The 16,777-nt window shown below is 70.1% G+C and carries 13 protein-coding genes and 1 tRNA gene; 5 read left to right on the top strand and 9 right to left on the bottom strand.

The genetic code is table 11. The features are described from left to right. The first annotated feature begins 232 nt into the window (after positions 1 to 232). The 4 genes from ACFYT4_RS15860 (at position 233) to pyk (ending at position 5,742) form a co-directional block, all read left to right on the top strand. A complete protein-coding gene (locus ACFYT4_RS15860; protein WP_389268659.1) occupies positions 233 to 1,741 on the top strand; it encodes a pyridoxal phosphate-dependent decarboxylase family protein in 1,509 nt (502 codons plus the stop codon). Then, on the top strand, positions 1,738 to 3,210 hold the full coding sequence (locus ACFYT4_RS15855; RefSeq protein ID WP_389268657.1) for a lysine N(6)-hydroxylase/L-ornithine N(5)-oxygenase family protein: 1,473 nt from the start codon (positions 1,738 to 1,740) through the stop codon (positions 3,208 to 3,210). The genes ACFYT4_RS15860 and ACFYT4_RS15855 overlap by 4 nt, the downstream gene beginning before the upstream one ends. A gap of 214 nt (positions 3,211 to 3,424) precedes the next feature. Further along, positions 3,425 to 4,150: an SIMPL domain-containing protein gene (locus tag ACFYT4_RS15850; RefSeq protein WP_389268655.1), complete on the top strand. Its 726-nt coding sequence runs from the start codon at positions 3,425 to 3,427 to the stop codon at positions 4,148 to 4,150. Positions 4,151 to 4,308: 158 nt separating this feature from the next. After that, entirely contained in the window at positions 4,309 to 5,742 is a 1,434-nt protein-coding gene (pyk, locus tag ACFYT4_RS15845) for a pyruvate kinase (protein ID WP_389268653.1), read from the top strand. A gap of 58 nt (positions 5,743 to 5,800) precedes the next feature. Here pyk and ACFYT4_RS15840 read toward each other — a convergent pair. Beyond that, positions 5,801 to 5,873 (bottom strand) — tRNA-Leu (locus ACFYT4_RS15840). Between the two features lie 99 nt (positions 5,874 to 5,972). Here ACFYT4_RS15840 and ACFYT4_RS15835 point away from each other — a divergent pair. Then, on the top strand, positions 5,973 to 6,629 hold the full coding sequence (locus ACFYT4_RS15835; protein ID WP_389268651.1) for an ANTAR domain-containing response regulator: 657 nt from the start codon (positions 5,973 to 5,975) through the stop codon (positions 6,627 to 6,629). 177 nt (positions 6,630 to 6,806) lie between these two features. Here the strand turns inward: ACFYT4_RS15835 and ACFYT4_RS15830 are convergent, their stop codons facing one another. The 8 genes from ACFYT4_RS15830 to ACFYT4_RS15795 form a co-directional block, all read right to left on the bottom strand. Next, a complete protein-coding gene (locus ACFYT4_RS15830; protein ID WP_389268649.1) occupies positions 6,807 to 7,523 on the bottom strand; it encodes an ABC transporter ATP-binding protein in 717 nt (238 codons plus the stop codon). Beyond that, complete coding sequence (locus ACFYT4_RS15825) at positions 7,520 to 8,407, bottom strand: ABC transporter ATP-binding protein (protein WP_389268647.1); 888 nt, start codon at positions 8,405 to 8,407, stop codon at positions 7,520 to 7,522. Before ACFYT4_RS15825 ends, ACFYT4_RS15830 begins: the two co-directional genes overlap by 4 nt. A 4-nt stretch (positions 8,408 to 8,411) precedes the next feature. Continuing rightward, the gene (locus tag ACFYT4_RS15820; RefSeq protein ID WP_389268645.1) at positions 8,412 to 10,142 is read right to left on the bottom strand and encodes a branched-chain amino acid ABC transporter permease; all 1,731 of its coding nucleotides are present in this window, start codon (positions 10,140 to 10,142) and stop codon (positions 8,412 to 8,414) included. Between the two features lie 5 nt (positions 10,143 to 10,147). Beyond that, on the bottom strand, positions 10,148 to 11,080 hold the full coding sequence (locus ACFYT4_RS15815) for a branched-chain amino acid ABC transporter permease (RefSeq protein ID WP_389268643.1): 933 nt from the start codon (positions 11,078 to 11,080) through the stop codon (positions 10,148 to 10,150). Between the two features lie 103 nt (positions 11,081 to 11,183). Continuing rightward, complete coding sequence (locus ACFYT4_RS15810; RefSeq protein WP_389268641.1) at positions 11,184 to 12,416, bottom strand: branched-chain amino acid ABC transporter substrate-binding protein; 1,233 nt, start codon at positions 12,414 to 12,416, stop codon at positions 11,184 to 11,186. Positions 12,417 to 13,280: 864 nt separating this feature from the next. Then, the gene (locus ACFYT4_RS15805; protein WP_389268639.1) at positions 13,281 to 13,682 is read right to left on the bottom strand and encodes a hypothetical protein; all 402 of its coding nucleotides are present in this window, start codon (positions 13,680 to 13,682) and stop codon (positions 13,281 to 13,283) included. A gap of 124 nt (positions 13,683 to 13,806) precedes the next feature. Continuing rightward, positions 13,807 to 14,310: a PaaI family thioesterase gene (locus ACFYT4_RS15800; protein WP_389268637.1), complete on the bottom strand. Its 504-nt coding sequence runs from the start codon at positions 14,308 to 14,310 to the stop codon at positions 13,807 to 13,809. A 149-nt stretch (positions 14,311 to 14,459) separates the two neighbouring features. Then, the gene (locus ACFYT4_RS15795; RefSeq protein WP_389268635.1) at positions 14,460 to 16,730 is read right to left on the bottom strand and encodes an FdhF/YdeP family oxidoreductase; all 2,271 of its coding nucleotides are present in this window, start codon (positions 16,728 to 16,730) and stop codon (positions 14,460 to 14,462) included. Between the last annotated feature and the right edge of the window lie 47 nt (positions 16,731 to 16,777).

Raw genomic sequence — 16,777 nt, 5'->3', positions numbered from 1 at the left:
CGCGGTCCGGCCCGTTTCCCGCGCCGGGCCGGGGTGTTGCCCGCCCCTCCCGGCCTTCGAGGAGCGGTGTACGGGAGGAGCCCCGGCGAGGGCCCGCACCGTACACCCGCCCGCTCCCGGCACCCCTGGCATCTCGCACCGCAACACCCCCAACACCTCCCGCCCCTCCGGCTCGTTGAGCACAGGGACCCCCCACACCGGGGGGCACCGCCCGCCACCGGAGGAGCCCGCGATGACCGTGCCCCGCACACCCCCGCTCGCCGGCACCCCCGGCGGCACCGGACGAAGCGGTACGGACCCCGCCCGCACGGACCCCGCCCGCCCCGGAAGCGACCGCGACGGACACGAGCACACCGGAGGGGACGGCGGCGGAGGCGAGCACAACCGAAGCGACGGCGGCGAACGGGACGCCCTCCGCCCGCTCCTCACCGTCGTGCTCGACGCCCTCCGCACCGGCGCGGCCTCCCGTGGCGGCCCCTTCCCGCCGGGTGGGCCCGACGCCGTCGCCGCCCGGACCCGGGAAGCGCTCGGCGAGGTGTTCCCCGCCCACGGCACCGGCGCCGAGGACGCGCTCCGCCACCTCGTCCACGCGACGGCGGCGGGCGCGGCGGACCCCGCCGACCCGCTCTGCGCCGCCCATCTGCACACCGCCCCCCTCGCCCTCGCCGTCGCCGCCGATCTCGCCGTCAGCGCGCTCAACCCGTCCCTGGACTCCTGGGACCAGGCCCCGGCCCCCTCCGAGGTGGAGAAGGCCGTGACCGCCGTGCTCGCCGCCGAGGTGTACCCGGGCACGGAGACCGCGGACGCCCTGGTCACCACCGGCGGCACCGAGTCCAACCAGCTCGCCCTGCTGCTGGCCCGCGAGCGCCACGGCGCGGTCCAGGTGGTCTGCGCGACCAGCGCCCACCACTCCGTACGCAGAGCCGCGTGGCTGCTGGGGCTGCCCGAACCCGTCGCCGTACCGGCACCCGGGGGTGTCCTCGACCCCGCCGCGCTCGACGACGCGCTCACCCGGGTCCCCGGCCCGCATCTCGTCGTCGCCACCGCCGGGACCACGGACACCGGGCGGATCGACCCGCTGCCCCTGATCGCCGGTCTGTGCGAGCGCCACGGCGCCGAACTGCACGTGGACGCCGCCTACGCGGGCGCACTGCTGTTCAGCGAGCGCCACCGCGCCGTGCTGGCCGGTGTCGAGCGCGCCCACACCGTCACCCTCGATCTGCACAAACTGGGCTGGCAGCCGGTCGCCGCCGGACTGTTCGCCGTACGGGACCGCGCCCGACTCGCCCCCCTCGCGGTCACCGCCGACTACCTCAACCCCGGCGACGACACCGAGGCCGGGCTCCCCGACCTCCTCGGCCGCTCGCTGCGCACCACCCGGCGGCCCGACATCCTCAAGATCGCCGTCACGCTCAAGGCCCTCGGCCGCACCGGACTGGCCGAACTGGTGGACCGTACGCTCCACCTCGCCCAGGAGCTCGCCGACCGCGTCGAGGCCCGCCCCGGGCTCGAACTGTGGGACCGGCCGACCCTGACCACCGTGCTGTTCCGGCCCGCCGGGGCCACCGATGACGAGACCGCCGAGATCCGCCGTGCCCTGCTCACAGAGGGCCGCGCCGTCCTCGGACGGGCCCGCGCCGACGGCCGGCTCTGGCTGAAGGCCACCCTGCTCAACCCCCACGCCACCCCCGGCGACCTCCAGAAACTGATCGAACTCGTGGAAGGCGGCACCCGCAGATGACCGGCACGCCCGCAACCGAATCCTCACCGACGGCCGACGGGACCTCCGCCGAGCGCACCTCGGCCCGGAGCGCCTGGGAGGACCCACGGCCCCGGGACCTCGTGGGCATCGGCATCGGCCCGTTCAACCTCTCCCTGGCCGCGCTCGCCGACGGCGTCCACGGCGGCCTGGACGCCGCGTTCTACGACCAGCGCCCCCACTTCAGCTGGCACCCCGGGCTCCTGATCGAAGGAACGACCCTGCAAGTCCCCTTCCTCGCCGATCTGGTGACCCTCGCCGACCCGTCGAGCCCCTGGAGCTTCCTCAGCTATCTGCGCTCGCGCGAGCGGCTCTTCCCGTTCTACTTCGCCGAGAAGTTCCACATCCACCGCGCCGAGTACGACGCCTACTGCCGCTGGGTCAGCGACAGCCTGCCGTCCCTGCACTTCGGCCACCAGATCGACGCGGTCCGCTGGAACCCCGAACGCGACGTGTTCGAGGTCGACTTCACCCAGCTCGACTCCCAGGGCGAGGTGGAGGCCCTCGGCCGCACCCACGCCCGGAACGTCGTGCTCGGCGTCGGCACCGAGCCGTACGTCCCCGACGCCCTGCGCCCTCTCACCGACGACCCGACCGTCCCGGTGATCCACTCGGCCGACTATCTGGCCCACCGCGACCGGCTGCTCACCGCCGGGCACGTCACGGTCATCGGCTCGGGCCAGTCGGGCGCGGAGGTCTTCCTCGATCTGCTGAGGTCGCGCCCGGCCGGGTCCGAGGGGCTCCACTGGCTGGCCCGTACGGAGGCGTTCGCGCCGATGGAGTACTCCAAGCTCGGCCTGGAGCACTTCACCCCCGACTACTCCCGCTACTTCCACGCGCTGCCCCAGGAGACCCGCGACCTGCTCCTGCCGCGCCAGTGGCAGCTCCACAAGGGCATCGACGCGGGCACGATCTCCGCGATCCACGAGGAGCTGTACCGGCGCAGCCTGCACGGCGGCTGGCCGGACGCCGTCCTCACCCCCGGTGTACTCGTCCGGACGGCGGGCCGGGTCGCCACCACCAAGGTCGAACTCCACCTGGACCACGTCCAGCAGGGCACCCGCACCCGGCTCACCACGGACGCCGTCGTGCTCGCCACCGGCTACCGCGAGCGTCCGCTCGGCCGGATGCTCGCCGGGCTCGACCCGTACCTGCGGCACGACTCGGCCGGACGGCCGCGGATCGACGAGGAGTTCCGGATGGTCCTCGACCCCTCGGTGACGGGCTCGCTGTACGTGCAGAACACCGGGACCCACGCCCATGGCGTCGGCGTCCCCGATCTCGGCCTCGCGGCCTGGCGCAGCGCGGTCATCCTCAACGCGGTCACCGGACGGGAGCCGTATCCGATGCCCCGCCGCACCGCTTTCACCAGCTTCGGCCTGGAGCGGCACCGGGAGCCCGTGATCCCGGGGCAGGGCAGGGAACTCACGCCCCTGGCCCGCGGGGTCTGACGTCCGGCGCCCGGGGACGGCGCCGCGGGGCGGCCCGCCGGTTTCCCCGGATGTCCGCCGCCGGACCCCGGGGAGTGCGAGAGTGTCGGTACGGCGGCGGACGCCCGGTACGCGACGCCGTGCGACGCCCGGCGCCGTACACCGTGTGCGGGCGTCGCGCCGGCCCCTCTCCGGGCCGGACTCGTGTCAGCTTTCGGGCAAAGGGAGAGAGCACGTGACGACCGATGGACCCACCCCCGACGCACCTCCTCTCCCCTCGCCCTTCGGCACCCCCGAGGCGCCCCGGGTCGCGGTGCGCGGTGAGGCCCGGCTGGAGTTCGATCCGGAGATCGCGCGGATCACGGTCTCGGTCAAGGCCCGCGGCACCGACCGGCGCAGCGCGCTGGAGGATCTCACCCGCCGCAACTCCGCCGCCCTGGAGCTGATCAAGTCCTACGGCGACGCGGTGGAGAAGCTGGAGACCGGCGCGTTTTCCATCACCCCGGAGCTGACCCGCCACGGCAGGGGCGAGCGTGTGCGGACGTACCACGGACACGTCCATCTGGGCGCCACGCTCGCCGACTTCACCGCGCTCGGCGAGCTGACGACCCGTCTCGCCGATCTGGAGCTGAGCAGCGTCGGCGGACCCTGGTGGGCGCTGCGGCCCGACTCGCCGGCCCATGGCGAGGCCCGCCGCCAGGCGGTGCTGGAGGCCGTCAAGCGGGCCCGGGAGTACGCGGCCGCGCTGGGTGCCCGGCTGACCGCCCTGGTCGAGCTGGCGGACCTGGGCGCCGAGGTGCCGATGGCCTACGACGCGGCGATGCCGATGCCGGGCGCCCGCTCGGCCGCCTACGGGGGCGCCGTCGCCGAGGCCGCGCCCGCCCTCGATCTCGAACCCCGCCGCCAGACCGTCTACGCACAGGTGAACGCCCGCTTCACGATCACTCCCCCCGCGTTGTGACGGAAAGCCACGGTGTATTCACGCAGCGACGCCCGGAAATGCTCATCGGAGCACCTCTCCGCACAATTCAACACTTGTCAATAAGCGTTAACGCAAAGGATGTTGGGCAGTCACGCGGTACCAATTTCCTACCCACCGGTAAGCAATAGGCTCGCACCATGCGCCGAGCCAAAATCGTCTGTACCCTGGGCCCCGCCACCGACTCCTACGACCAGATCAAGGCATTGGTCGAGGCCGGAATGGACATCGCCCGCCTCAACCTCAGCCACGGCTCGTACGCCGAGCACGAGGAGCGCTACCAGCGCGTCCGCAAGGCGTCCGACGAAACGGGACGCAGTGTCGGGGTCCTCGTCGACCTTCAAGGTCCGAAGATCCGGCTCGGGCGCTTCCGCGAGGGGCCCGTACTCCTTGAACGCGGCGATGAATTCGTCATCACCGTCGAGGAGACGGAGGGTGACCGCAATATCTGCGGCACCACGTACGGCGGGCTCGCCGGCGATGTCACCACGGGCGAGCGTATCCTCGTCGACGACGGCAAGGTGACCCTTGAGGTGACCGGGGTCGACGGCCCCCGGGTGCGTACCACCGTCGTCGAGGGAGGCATGGTCTCCGACAACAAGGGCCTGAACCTCCCCGGTGTCGCGGTCTCGGTGCCGGCGCTCTCCGAGAAGGACATCGAGGACCTCCGCTGGGCGCTGCGGACCGGTGCGGACATCATCGCCCTCTCGTTCGTGCGCAGCGGGCGGGACATCGTCGATGTGCAGCGGATCATGGACGAGGAGGGCCGCCGGCTCCCCGTCATCGCCAAGGTGGAGAAGCCCCAGGCCGTCGAGAACATCGACGACATCGTGGCGGCCTTCGACGGCATCATGGTCGCGCGCGGCGACCTGGGCGTCGAAATGCCCCTGGAGCAGGTGCCGATCGTCCAGAAGCGTGCGATCAAGCTCGCCAGGCGCAACGCGAAGCCGGTCATCGTCGCCACCCAGATGCTGGACTCGATGATCGACAATTCCCGTCCCACGCGCGCCGAGGCGTCCGATGTGGCCAATGCGGTCATCGACGGGACGGACGCGGTGATGCTCTCCGGCGAGACGAGCGTCGGGAAGTACCCCGTGGAGACCGTGCGCACGATGAGCCGTATCGTCGAGGCGGCCGAGGAGGACGTGCTCGCCAAGGGGCTGCCCCCGCTGACCGAGCGCAACAAGCCCCGTACCCAGGGCGGCGCGGTCGCCCGGGCGGCGGCCGAGATGGGGGACTTCCTCGGCGCGAAGTTCCTGGTGGCGTTCACCCAGTCCGGCGACACGGTCAAGCGGCTCTCCCGCTACCGCTCACCCATTCCGCTGCTGGCCTTCACGCCCGACCCGGCCACCCGCTCCCAGCTGAATCTGGTCTGGGGTGTGGAGACCTTCCTCGGTCCCCATGTCGAGTCCACGGACGCGATGGTGGCCCAGGTCGACGAGGAGCTTCTGAAGATCGGCCGCTGTGAGCGCGGCGACATCGTGGTGATCACGGCCGGCTCCCCGCCCGGAGTGCCCGGATCGACCAACCTGGTGCGTGTACACCGCATCGGTGAGGACGATTCCCCCAGGTGACGCACCGAGGCCCCTCCACGGAGGGGCCTCATCTATGACCTTGGAATGTGAGGGAATGTACCCCGGGTGGGATTCGAACCCACGCTGGATGGTGTTTGAGACCATTGCCTCTACCGCTGGGCTACCGGGGCGCCCTTGGAAACTAAGGACTACGAACACCCTTCGTGCCCCAACCATACAGGAGCTGGGTAGTCTCATGGGGAGCACCCTGCCTTGGAATGAGGAGTCCCGTGACCGCCCCCGACCAGCCCCACCCCGTCGCCGACGACGACAAGTCCCATGTCCCTCCGCTCACGACCCGCGTCGTGATCGCCGAGGACGAGGCCCTCATCCGGCTCGACCTCAAGGAGATGCTGGAGGAAGAGGGATACGCGGTCGTCGGTGAGGCCGGGGACGGTCAGGCGGCCGTCGAACTGGCCCGGGAACACCGGCCCGACCTGGTCATCCTCGATGTGAAGATGCCCGTCCTCGATGGCATCTCGGCGGCCGAGAAGATCGCCGAGGAGTCCATCGCACCCGTTCTGATGCTCACCGCCTTCTCCCAGCGCGACCTGGTGGAACGGGCGCGGGACGCGGGAGCCATGGCGTATCTCGTCAAGCCCTTCAGCAAGAGCGACGTGGTGCCCGCCATCGAGATGGCCGTCTCCCGCTTCACCCAGCTGAGGGCGCTGGAGAAGGAGGTCGCCGACCTCTCCCAGCGGCTGGAGACCCGCAAGCTCGTCGACCGCGCGAAGAGCATTCTCCAGACGGAGTACGGGCTGACCGAGCCCGCCGCGTTCCGCTGGATCCAGAAGACCTCCATGGACCGGCGGATGTCGATGCAGCAGGTCGCCGAAGCGGTCATCGAGGACGCGGAGGAGAAGAAGGCGGCCAAGGGCGACCAGTAGGACCAGCCCCCCGGCCACCGGCACACGGAAGCAGCCGCGGGACTGATGCGGATACGGACAGGGAAGGGGCCCGCGCCCCTGAGACGGGCGCGGGCCCCTTCCGGTGTCCGCGGCGGCGGTCGGCCCCGTGCCCGCCGGTCGGTCCGGCGGCGACGGGGGACGGCCCCGGGCCCCGGATCAGTCCTCGCCGAGATACGCCTTCCGGACGGACTCGTCATGGAGCAGATCCTGTCCGGAGCCGGACAGGACAACATGGCCGACCTCCATCACATGCCCCTGATCGGCGAGCGAGAGCGCGGCCTGGGCGTTCTGCTCGACCAGCAGAATCGTGGTGCCCTGGGCCTTCAGCTCCGAGATCGTCGCCATGATCTTCTGCATCATGATCGGCGACAGCCCCATGGAGGGCTCGTCCAGCATCAGCAGCTTCGGCCGGGACATCAGCGCCCGGCCCATGGCGAGCATCTGCTGCTCACCGCCGGAGAGGGTGCCCGCGGCCTGCTTGCTGCGCTCTCCCAGGATCGGGAACAGCTCGTAGGCCCGCTGGATGTCCTGATGGATGCCCGCCTTGTCCGTCCGCAGGAACGCGCCGAGCTGGAGATTCTCCGCGATCGTCAGCCGGGGGAAGATATGCCGGCCCTCGGGGGAGTGGGCCAGGCCCAGCGACACGATCTTGTGCGCGGGGACCCCCGCGAGCGGCCTGCCGTCGAAGCGGATCCGTCCGGCGGAGGGCTTCAGCAGTCCGGAGAGTGTGCGCAGGGTGGTGGTCTTGCCCGCGCCGTTCGTCCCGATGAGGGTGACGATCTGCCCGGCCTCGACGCTGAAGGAGATGCCCTTCACGGCCTCGATCTTGCCGTAGGCGACCCTGAGGTCCTCGACCTCTAGCAGTGCGGTCACTGGGCTTCCCCTTCCGGGCCGGTGGCGGTGCTGGTGCCGCTCTGTGCCTCCGCCTCGGCCGCCTCGACCTCCGCGACTTCCTCCGCGCCCGGCGCCCCCTCGAAGGGTGTGCCCAGATAGGCGGCGATGACCCGCTCGTCGCCCTGGACGACCTCGGGGGTGCCCTCGACGAGTTTCTCCCCCTGCACCAGACAGGCCACCCGGTCGCAGAGATTGAAGATGAAGCGCATGTCGTGCTCGATGACGAGTACGGCGATGCCCTGGTCCCGGATGGCGAAGATGAGTTCCTCGGCGGCCCGGGTCTCCTGCGGATTCATACCGGCCGTCGGCTCGTCCAGGAGCAGCAGCCCCGGATCGCTCGCCAGCGCCCGGGCGATCTCCAGCTTGCGCTGTTCGCCGTAGGGGAGATTGCGGGCCAGATGGTCGGCCTTGTGGTCGAGTCCGGTGAACGACAGGAGTTCCATGGCCCGTTGGTGCGAGGCGGCCTCCGCCTTCCGGAACCCGGGGCCGCGCAGCAGGGCGGACCACAGGCCCTCCTTGGTCCGTGTGTGGCGCCCCACGAGGACGTTCTCCAGGACCGACATGTTGTTGAACAGCCGGATGTTCTGGAAGGTGCGGGCCACCCCCGCCTGGGTCACCAGATGCGGTTTGGGCGGCAGGACGGTGCCCTTGTAGGTGACCTTGCCCTCGGTGGGGATGTACAGACCGGTCAGGCAGTTGAAGAAGGTGGTCTTCCCCGCGCCGTTGGGGCCGATGAGACCGACGATCTCGCCCGAGCGCACCGTGAGGTCGACCGAGCGCACGGCGGTCAGACCGCCGAAGCGCATGGTGACCCCGCTGGCGTCCAGCACGGTCTCGGCCACGGTCTTGGTGGTGGTCGTCATGTCGTCACGCCCCAGCCTTGGCGATGCTGACGCCGGAGTCCGGGGTGTCCTCGTCCGGCACGTCACTCTGATCGTTCTCGTGGTACTCCAGCTTCGCGCGGCGGTTGGCGATCAGACCCTCCGGACGGAAGCGCATCAGCAGGATCAGCGCGACGCCGAAGCCGAGGAGCTGGTAGTCATGGAGGAACTGGAGCTTCGCCGGGATCATGTAGAGCAGCGCGGCGCCGATCAGCGGACCACTGACCGTGCCCATGCCGCCGAGGATGACGGCCGCCAGCAGGAACGCCGAGTTGGGCGGCACCGGATGGGCGAACAGATACATCTCCGGCACCACGGTGTGCTGGACGTGTGCTTGCACGGTTCCGGCGAGACCGGCGAGGGTCGCGCCCAGCGCGAAGGCGATCAGCTTCACCCGGAAGCCGTTGATGCCCATGGCGGTCGCGGCGGTCTCGTCCTCGCGGATCGCGACCCAGGCACGGCCGATGCGGGAGCTCTCGGACCGGTTGAAGATGAGGACGACCAGGATCATCGCCAGCAGCATCAGCAGGTAGTAGTTGGCGTACGGGCCGAGCACGACCCCCAGGACGGTATGGGACTCCCCGAAGTCGAACCCGAAGAACTCCAGGTCCGGGATGTTGGGGATGCCGTTGGGTCCGTTGGTGATGTCCGGGCCCGAGGTGCCGTCCAGATTGCCCATGGAGATACGGAAGATCTCGCCGAATCCCAGGGTCACGATGGCGAGGTAGTCGCCGCGCAGCCGCAGGGTCGGCGCGCCGATCACCACGCCGAAGACCAGTGAGGCGGCGGCACCGGTGAGAACGGACGCCCAGAACGGGAACTGGATGTCGAGCACGGAGGCCGTCGAACCGGAGACGATGGCCGCCGTGTACGCGCCGACGCCGAGGAAGGCGACGTAACCGAGGTCGAGCAGCCCGGCCAGGCCGACGACGATGTTCAGACCCAGCGCCACGGTCGCGAAGATCAGGATGTTGACCGCGACGAGTGTGTAGGTGTCGGTGTTCTGGGTGAAGGGAAAGGCCGCTGCCGCGACGAACGCGGCGATGACGGTCATCTGCCGGTACTTGGTGGTGAGGGCGGAGATCCGTCCCAGCAGGCCGGACTTGACGAAGGCCGCGGCGGCGAAGCCGACCGTGATGAGGTAGCCGGTGAACAGTTCGGCGTACTCGGTGTCGATGCCGTACGTGACGATGTACAGCCCGATGCCGAAGACGGCGACGATGAGCAGGACCTCGGCCCAGGAGGGGAGTTCCTTCGCGGGCGGAGCCGGTCGGGTGTCGTCGGGCAGCAGGAAGGCGACGAGCGGCACGAGGGACGCGACCGCCGCGACGAAGCCACCCGGCTCCAGATTGGCCAGACCGCCGAGCTTCGCGGCGATGGCGACAACGGTGTACCAGGTGGTGCCGAGGGCGCCGAGGGCGAACAGCCGCAGGGCCTTGGACGTGCCGGTGGGCGCGAGCCAGCCGAGGCCCTTGATGCCGAGTGCGGCCAGGGAGTGGAAGACGACGAGCGCTCCGGCCACCAGGCTGAGCACCTGGAGGCCGCCCGGGTAGCCGTAGACGGTCAGATCACCGGGGAACTCGTCCGTGTACGTCCACGACATGAAGGCGCTGGCGACGGTGGCGAGTCCGCCGAACGCCGTGACCCAGCGGAGTGTCGCGGTACGGGAGTCGCTGTCCGCGGGTACGAGGTCTGTGGTCTTGGTGGTGTCGGTCATCGCTCTCACGCCCGATCCGCGACGCGCTCACCGAGCAGGCCCTGTGGCCTGACCAGGAGCACGAGGATGAGAAGTACGAACGCCCAGACGTTGGACCAGGCGCCACCGCCGAGCTGCTGCATTCCGGGGATTTCCGCGATGTATGCGATCGACATCACCTCGGCGAGACCGAGGACGACACCGCCGACCATGGCTCCGTAGATGTTGCCGATACCGCCCAGGACCGCTGCGGTGAACGCCTTCAGTCCGAGCAGGAAGCCCATCTCGTAGTGGATCTGCCCCTTGTCCAGGCCGTAGGCGACCGCCGCGACGGCGGCGAAGGCCGCACCGATGGCGAAGGCCATCACGATGATGCGGTCCGTGTTGATGCCCATGAGCTTGGCGGTGTCCGGGTCCTGCGCGGTGGCCTGCATGGCCCGCCCGCTCCGGCTCTTGGAGACGAAGAAGCCGAGGGCGAACATGCAGAGCGGGGCGAGCACCAGGAGGAACGCGTCGGAGCGCTGGATGGCGAGGTTGTCCAGGAGCTTGTAGGACTCGCCCGCGAACTCGGGGAAACTCCGGGCCTTCTTGGCGTCGGGATACCAGGCCCAGACGATCTGCTGGAGTGCGATGGACAGACCGATCGCGGTGATCAGCGGGGCCAGCCTCGGAGCACCGCGCAGGGGCCGATAGGCGAACCGTTCCGCAGCCGTCGCGACCGCGACGGACGCGATGGCGCCACCTATGATCATGAGCGGGACCGCAACGAACAGCGAGACCCCGTTGGGGAGCCATATATAGGTGGTCAGGGCGCCGAAGCCCCCGATCATGAAGATCTCGCCGTGGGCGAAGTTGATGAGCTGAACAATGCCGTAGACCATGGTGTACCCGATGGCGATGAGGCCGTACAGGGCACCGAGGGCCAGGCCATTGGCCAGCTGTTGCGGCAGTTCGTTCACCGCAGAGCCTCCGATGAGCGTGTCGGATATGACTCCGCGCGAGGGCGCTGTTTGCGCCCTCGCGCGGCATGAGGTCAGGTGCTGCGGGGCAAGGCGGTGAGGATCAGTCCTCGAACGTGGCGCTCTTGACCGAGGCCCACTCGCCGTTCTTGACGGAGTAGACCGTGAGCTGCTTGTTCGTGGTGTCACCGAACTCGTCGAAGGCGACCTTGCCGGTCACACCTTCGAAGGCGACCTTGGCCATCGCCTCGGTGACCTTGGCGCGGGCGTCGGAGGGAACCTTGCCGTCGTTGGCGTCGACGACCGACTTCACGGCCTGGATGATGGCCCAGGCGGCGTCGTAGGAGTAGCCGCCGTACGCCGCGTACGGGTCCTTGAACCCGGCCGCCTTGTAGTCGTCGATGAACTTCTTCGCCGTCGGCAGCTGCTCGATCGGGTAGCCGACGGAGGTGGCGAGGTCACCGTCGTTCGACTGGCCGGAGGCCTTGATGAACGCGGGGTCGTAGAGCGCGTCGCCACCCATGGTGGGGATCTTCGCGCCGACCTTCTTGACCTGGTCGGAGAGCAGACCGCCCTCGGGGTACTGGCCGCCGAAGAACACCGAGTCCGCGCCGGACGCCTTGACCTTGTCGGCGGTGCCGGAGAAGTCGGTCTCCTTGACCGTGACGTTGTCGGTGCCCGCCACGGTGCCGCCGAGGCGCTTGAACTCCTCGGCGAAGATCGCGGCGAGACCGGCGCCGTAGGTCTGCTTGTCGTCGACGACGTAGACCTTCTTCTTCTTGGCCTCGTTGTACAGGTACTGGGCGGCGAACTTGCCCTGGATCACGTCGGTGGTGGCGGTACGGAAGTAGGTCTTGAAGGGGCGCTTCTTCTCGCCCGAGCCCCACTTGTCGCCCTGTGACAGCGACGGGTTGGTGTTGGCCGGAGAGATCTGGACCAGGTTGGCCCTGCCGAACTCACCCTGCATCGACTGCGCGACCCCGGAGTTGAGCGGGCCGACGACGCCGAGGACGTCCTTCATGCCGGCCAGCTTGACGGCATTGGCCTGTCCGGAGGCGGGCACGGCCTGGTCGTCGAAGGATTCGACCTTGAACTCGACGCCGGGTACCACGTTGTCCTTGTTGGCGTTCTTCGCCGCCAGCTCGACGGAGTTCTTGATGCCCTGGCCCAGCGCGGAGAGCGAACCCGTCAGCGGGGCGTCGAGGCCGATGACGACGGTGGTCTTTTTGTCCTTGCCCCCGTCGCCGGAGTTGTCGTCGCGCGATCCGCAGGCGGTGAGGGTGAGCGCTCCCGTGGTGACCACGGTGGTGAGTATGAGCAAGGAACGGTTTCGCACGATAAGTCCTTTCCCTGGCACGGCCCTCCCCTGAGGTGCCGTTTGGTCGCCGGGCCGTACGGGAATGCGCCGTGCTGATATTGCCCGGCGGCGCGGTGACTGGCGGTGACTCTAAGCGCAGGTGGTTGGGTGGGGCAGTCTCGGGGTCAGGATGTGACTCTCTTGTTATGCCAAGCTCAAAAATCGCTCAGATCCCGTGCGGGCGGATCGGGCATCTCGTGCTGACGCGCGCGCTCATATGCTGAGAACGCCCTGTTCCACCACGGCGCTTGAGGTGATCTTGGGGTGGTTCGCGGGCCCCCGGATCCGGGCGTCCGGGCGAGATCGTCCGCGCGGACGAGCCGCGGAGCGAGCCTGATTTTGTCGATCTCTCTCTTATTGCGGAGAGTGACGTTCGGCGGAGGTGATCTTCCAGGCCCGTGGTACGGCCACGCGGTATTGCACCGAGCTCCGCCCGGTGGCCGCCAGGGGTGCGCGGGTGGTGGCCGCACGGTCCGGCGCCGCGTGGACAGCGGCCCCGGTCGTGGGTGTGCGCCGGCCGCCGGGCGGACCCGAACGGTGGGGCTACGGCCGATGGGCGGGGGCGCTCCGCACGGCGAACGCGCCGGTGCGGAGGCCGGGTCGGCGGAGACGGCGCGCCCGGTGCGGATCGGGCGGCCCGGACCGGCGCGGGCTGCCGTGCGGGGTGCCCCGGCCCCGGGGGCGGCCGTGGGCCTCGCCGCGGGTGGTCTTCGGCCCGGCACACACTCGAAACGACGGTGGCCGCAGGGAGCGGGAGCGCCGGGTGATCACGGCGGTTCGAGTGCGCTGACCACGGATGATCGTCGGCGGCGACTGATCGGCCCCACCGGCCGGTGCCGCCGCTCACCGCGGTGGCCGCCAGTTCTCGGAGCTGCCCGTGGCGCCGTTCCGTGCCGCGCACTTCTGCCTGGTCCGGGCGTCGATCAGGGCGAGCGCCGCCGTCCGGCCTCGGCGTCTCTCCTCGGCGCGGGCCGCTGCGACGACCTCCTCGTGGAGGTCGTACTGCTCGTTGGAGAGCCCCTTCTGCTCCCAGTCGAGCCCTGCCCACTTACCGCCCTTCAGTGCCTCTTTCGCCCAATAGGCAACAAGATTCGTGCAGATGTCGGCAAGTGAGGTCTTCTGCGGGGCGGGAGTTGTCGTCGCGGGTGGTGGGGCCGACGGGGTCGCCGTGCAGCCCGTGGCGACCACGACGGCGAGAAAAGCGCCCAGAGTGTGCCCGATCGAGGCGTGCCGTGAGGTCCCCATGGGGGCAAGCTAAACCGTCACGATCGGTGACACAACGAGCCTGCGGGTGATCGCCGCAGGGGGGGCGGGCCGCTCGGCCGGGTGGTCGTCCACGGCCCGCCGGGTGCCGGTGTTGTGCGGGGAGCTACGCGGGACCGGAGGCCGGCGCGCCCGGCAGCAGATCGGCGTCGCCGGGCCGCACGTCCCGCAGCATGCAGGTCAGCCGGGCGGTACAGACCCTTTTGTCCTGCTCATCGGTGATCACGATCTCGTACGTGGCCGTCGAACGGCCGCGGTGCACCGGCGTCGCGACCCCCGTCACCAGCCCGGACCGCGCCCCCCGGTGATGTGTGCAGTTGAGGTCCACCCCGACGGCCATCCTGGTGCTGCCTCCGTGCAGCATCGAGCCGATCGAGCCCAGGGTCTCCGCCAGTACGGCGGACGCTCCGCCGTGGAGCAGTCCGTACGGCTGGGTGTTGCCCTCCACCGGCATGGTGCCGACCACGCGCTCCGCCGCCGCCTCGACGATCCGGATGCCCATACGGCTGCCCAGATGCCCGGCGGAGAAGAGTGCCGGGAGATCCACCCCGAGGGCGGCGTACTCGGCGACGACGTCTTGCGGGAACTTCACGGTGTGCTGCTCGCCCATGGGGCCCGGCTCCGATCTCGGTGTCCTGCGTGCTGTATGCACCGTCATACCAGATGCCTGAGCGAACGCTTAGGGCGGTCTTTCGTTCGGATCGGGCCGGGTCCCGCCACTCCACGGGCGACACCGGCACCGCGCACCCGCCGTCCCCGCTACACCGGCTCGAACCGCACCACCACCGACTTGCTCGCCGGTGTATTGCTGGTGTCCGCCGTCGAGTCCAGCGGTACGAGCACATTCGTCTCCGGGTAGTACGCCGCCGCGCAGCCCCGCGCGGTCGGATAGTGCACGACCCGGAAGCCGGGGGCGCGCCGCTCCACCCCGTCCTTCCACTCGCTCACCAGATTGGTGTACGAACCGTCCGCCAGGCCCAGCTCGCGCGCGTCGTCCGGGTTCACCAGGACGACGCGGCGGCCGCCCTTGATCCCGCGGTAACGGTCGTCGAGGCCGTAGACCGTGGTGTTGTACTGGTCGTGCGAGCGCAGGGTCTGGAGCAGCAGCCTGCCCTCGGGCACCGAGGGGAACTCGACGGGCGCGGCGGTGAAGTTGGCCTTTCCCGTGGCGGTCGGGAAGCGGCGCTCGTCCCGGGGCGCGTGCGGCAGGGTGAAACCTCCCGGACGGGCGATCTTCGCGTTGAAGTCCTCGAAGCCGGGGATCACCCGGGCGATCCGGTCGCGGATCGCCGCGTAGTCCTGCTCGAACTCCTCCCACGGAGTCGACGAACGCGCCCCCAGCACCGCCCGCGCCAGCCGCGCCACGATCGCCGGCTCGGAGAGCAGATGCGGGCTCGCGGGCGGGAGGTTGCCGCGTGAGGCGTGCACCATTCCCATGGAGTCCTCGACCGTCACCACCTGCCGTCCGCCCGCCTGCACGTCCCTGTCCGTACGCCCCAGCGTCGGCAGGATCAGCGCGCGCCTGCCCGTCACGGCGTGCGAGCGGTTCAGCTTGGTGGAGACGTGGACGGTCAGCCGGGCCCCGCGCATCGCGGCCTCGGTGACCTCCGTGTCGGGCGTCGCCGCCACGAAGTTCCCGCCCATCGCGAAGAAGACCTTCGCCTCGCCGTCGCGCAGTGCCCGGATGGACCGTACGACGTCGAAGCCGTGGTGGCGCGGCGGCGCGAAGCCGAACTCCTTCTCCAGGGCGTCCAGGAAAGCGGGCGCGGGCCGCTCGAAGACGCCCATGGTCCGGTCGCCCTGGACGTTCGAATGGCCGCGCACCGGGCAGACACCGGCGCCGGGGCGGCCGATGTTGCCGCGCAGCAGCAGGAAGTTGACCACTTCGCGGATGGTGGCCACCGAATGCTTGTGCTGGGTCAGGCCCATCGCCCAGCACACGATCGTCCGCTCGGACTCCAGCACCATCTCCAGCGCCCGCTCGATCCCGGCGCGGTCGAGTCCCGTCGCCGCGAGCGTCTCGTCCCAGTCGGCGGCGCGGGCCGCCGCCGCGAACTCCTCGTACCCGTGCGTGTGATCGCGGACGAACTCCTCGTCGACGGCTCCCGCGGTCTCCAGGATCAGCTTGTTCAGCAGCCGGAACAGCGCCTGGTCGCCGCCGATGCGGATCTGGAGGAAAAGATCGTTCAGTGCGACGCCCTTGAGCATGCCGCGCGGGGTCTGGGGGTTCTTGAACCGCTCCAGACCGGCCTCGGGCAGCGGGTTCACCGAGATGATCCGCGCACCGGCCGCCTTGGCCTTCTCCAGGGCGGAGAGCATCCGGGGGTGATTCGTGCCGGGGTTCTGCCCGGCGACGATGATCAGATCGGCCCGGTGCATGTCCTCCAGGGACACACTGCCCTTGCCGACGCCGAGCGTCTCGGTGAGCGCCGAGCCGGAGGACTCGTGGCACATGTTGGAGCAGTCGGGGAGGTTGTTCGTGCCGAACTCGCGGGCGAAGAGCTGGAGCAGGAACGCCGCCTCGTTGCTGGTGCGGCCCGAGGTGTAGAAGAGCGCCTCGTCGGGGGAGGAGAGGGCGGTCAGCTCCTCGGCGATGATCGCGAACGCGCGCTCCCAGCTCACCGGCTCGTACCGGTCCGCGCCCTCGGGCAGCAGGACGGGCTCGGTGATACGGCCCTGCTGCCCCAGCCAGTACCCGCTGCGGGAGGCCAGATCGCCGAGCGGATGCGCCGCGAAGAAGTCGGGGGTGACCCGGCGCAGGGTCGCCTCCTCGGCCACCGCCTTCGCCCCGTTCTCGCAGAACTCCGCGGTGTGGCGCTCGTCGCCCTCGGGCCAGGCGCAGCCCGGACAGTCGAAGCCGTCCTTCTGATTGACCTTGAGCAGGGTCTGCGCGGTGCGCCGGACACCCATCTGCCGCTGGGCGATCCTCAGGGTGTGTCCGATGGCGGCGGCTCCGGCCGCGGCGTGCGGCGGGGCGGTGACCTGCGGTGTGTCCTGGACCGGGTCGCCTGCGGGCGGCTTGCTGGCCATCGTGCTCCCCTTGCGAGAGATCCCACCGCCGGGCGGGCGCCGCTCCC

Source organism: Streptomyces sp. NPDC004609 (assembly GCF_042873655.1).
Classification (GTDB): Bacteria; Actinomycetota; Actinomycetes; order Streptomycetales; family Streptomycetaceae; genus Streptomyces.
Note: the sequence above shows the minus strand (reverse complement) of the source record. Positions and strands in the feature narration are given on the sequence as shown.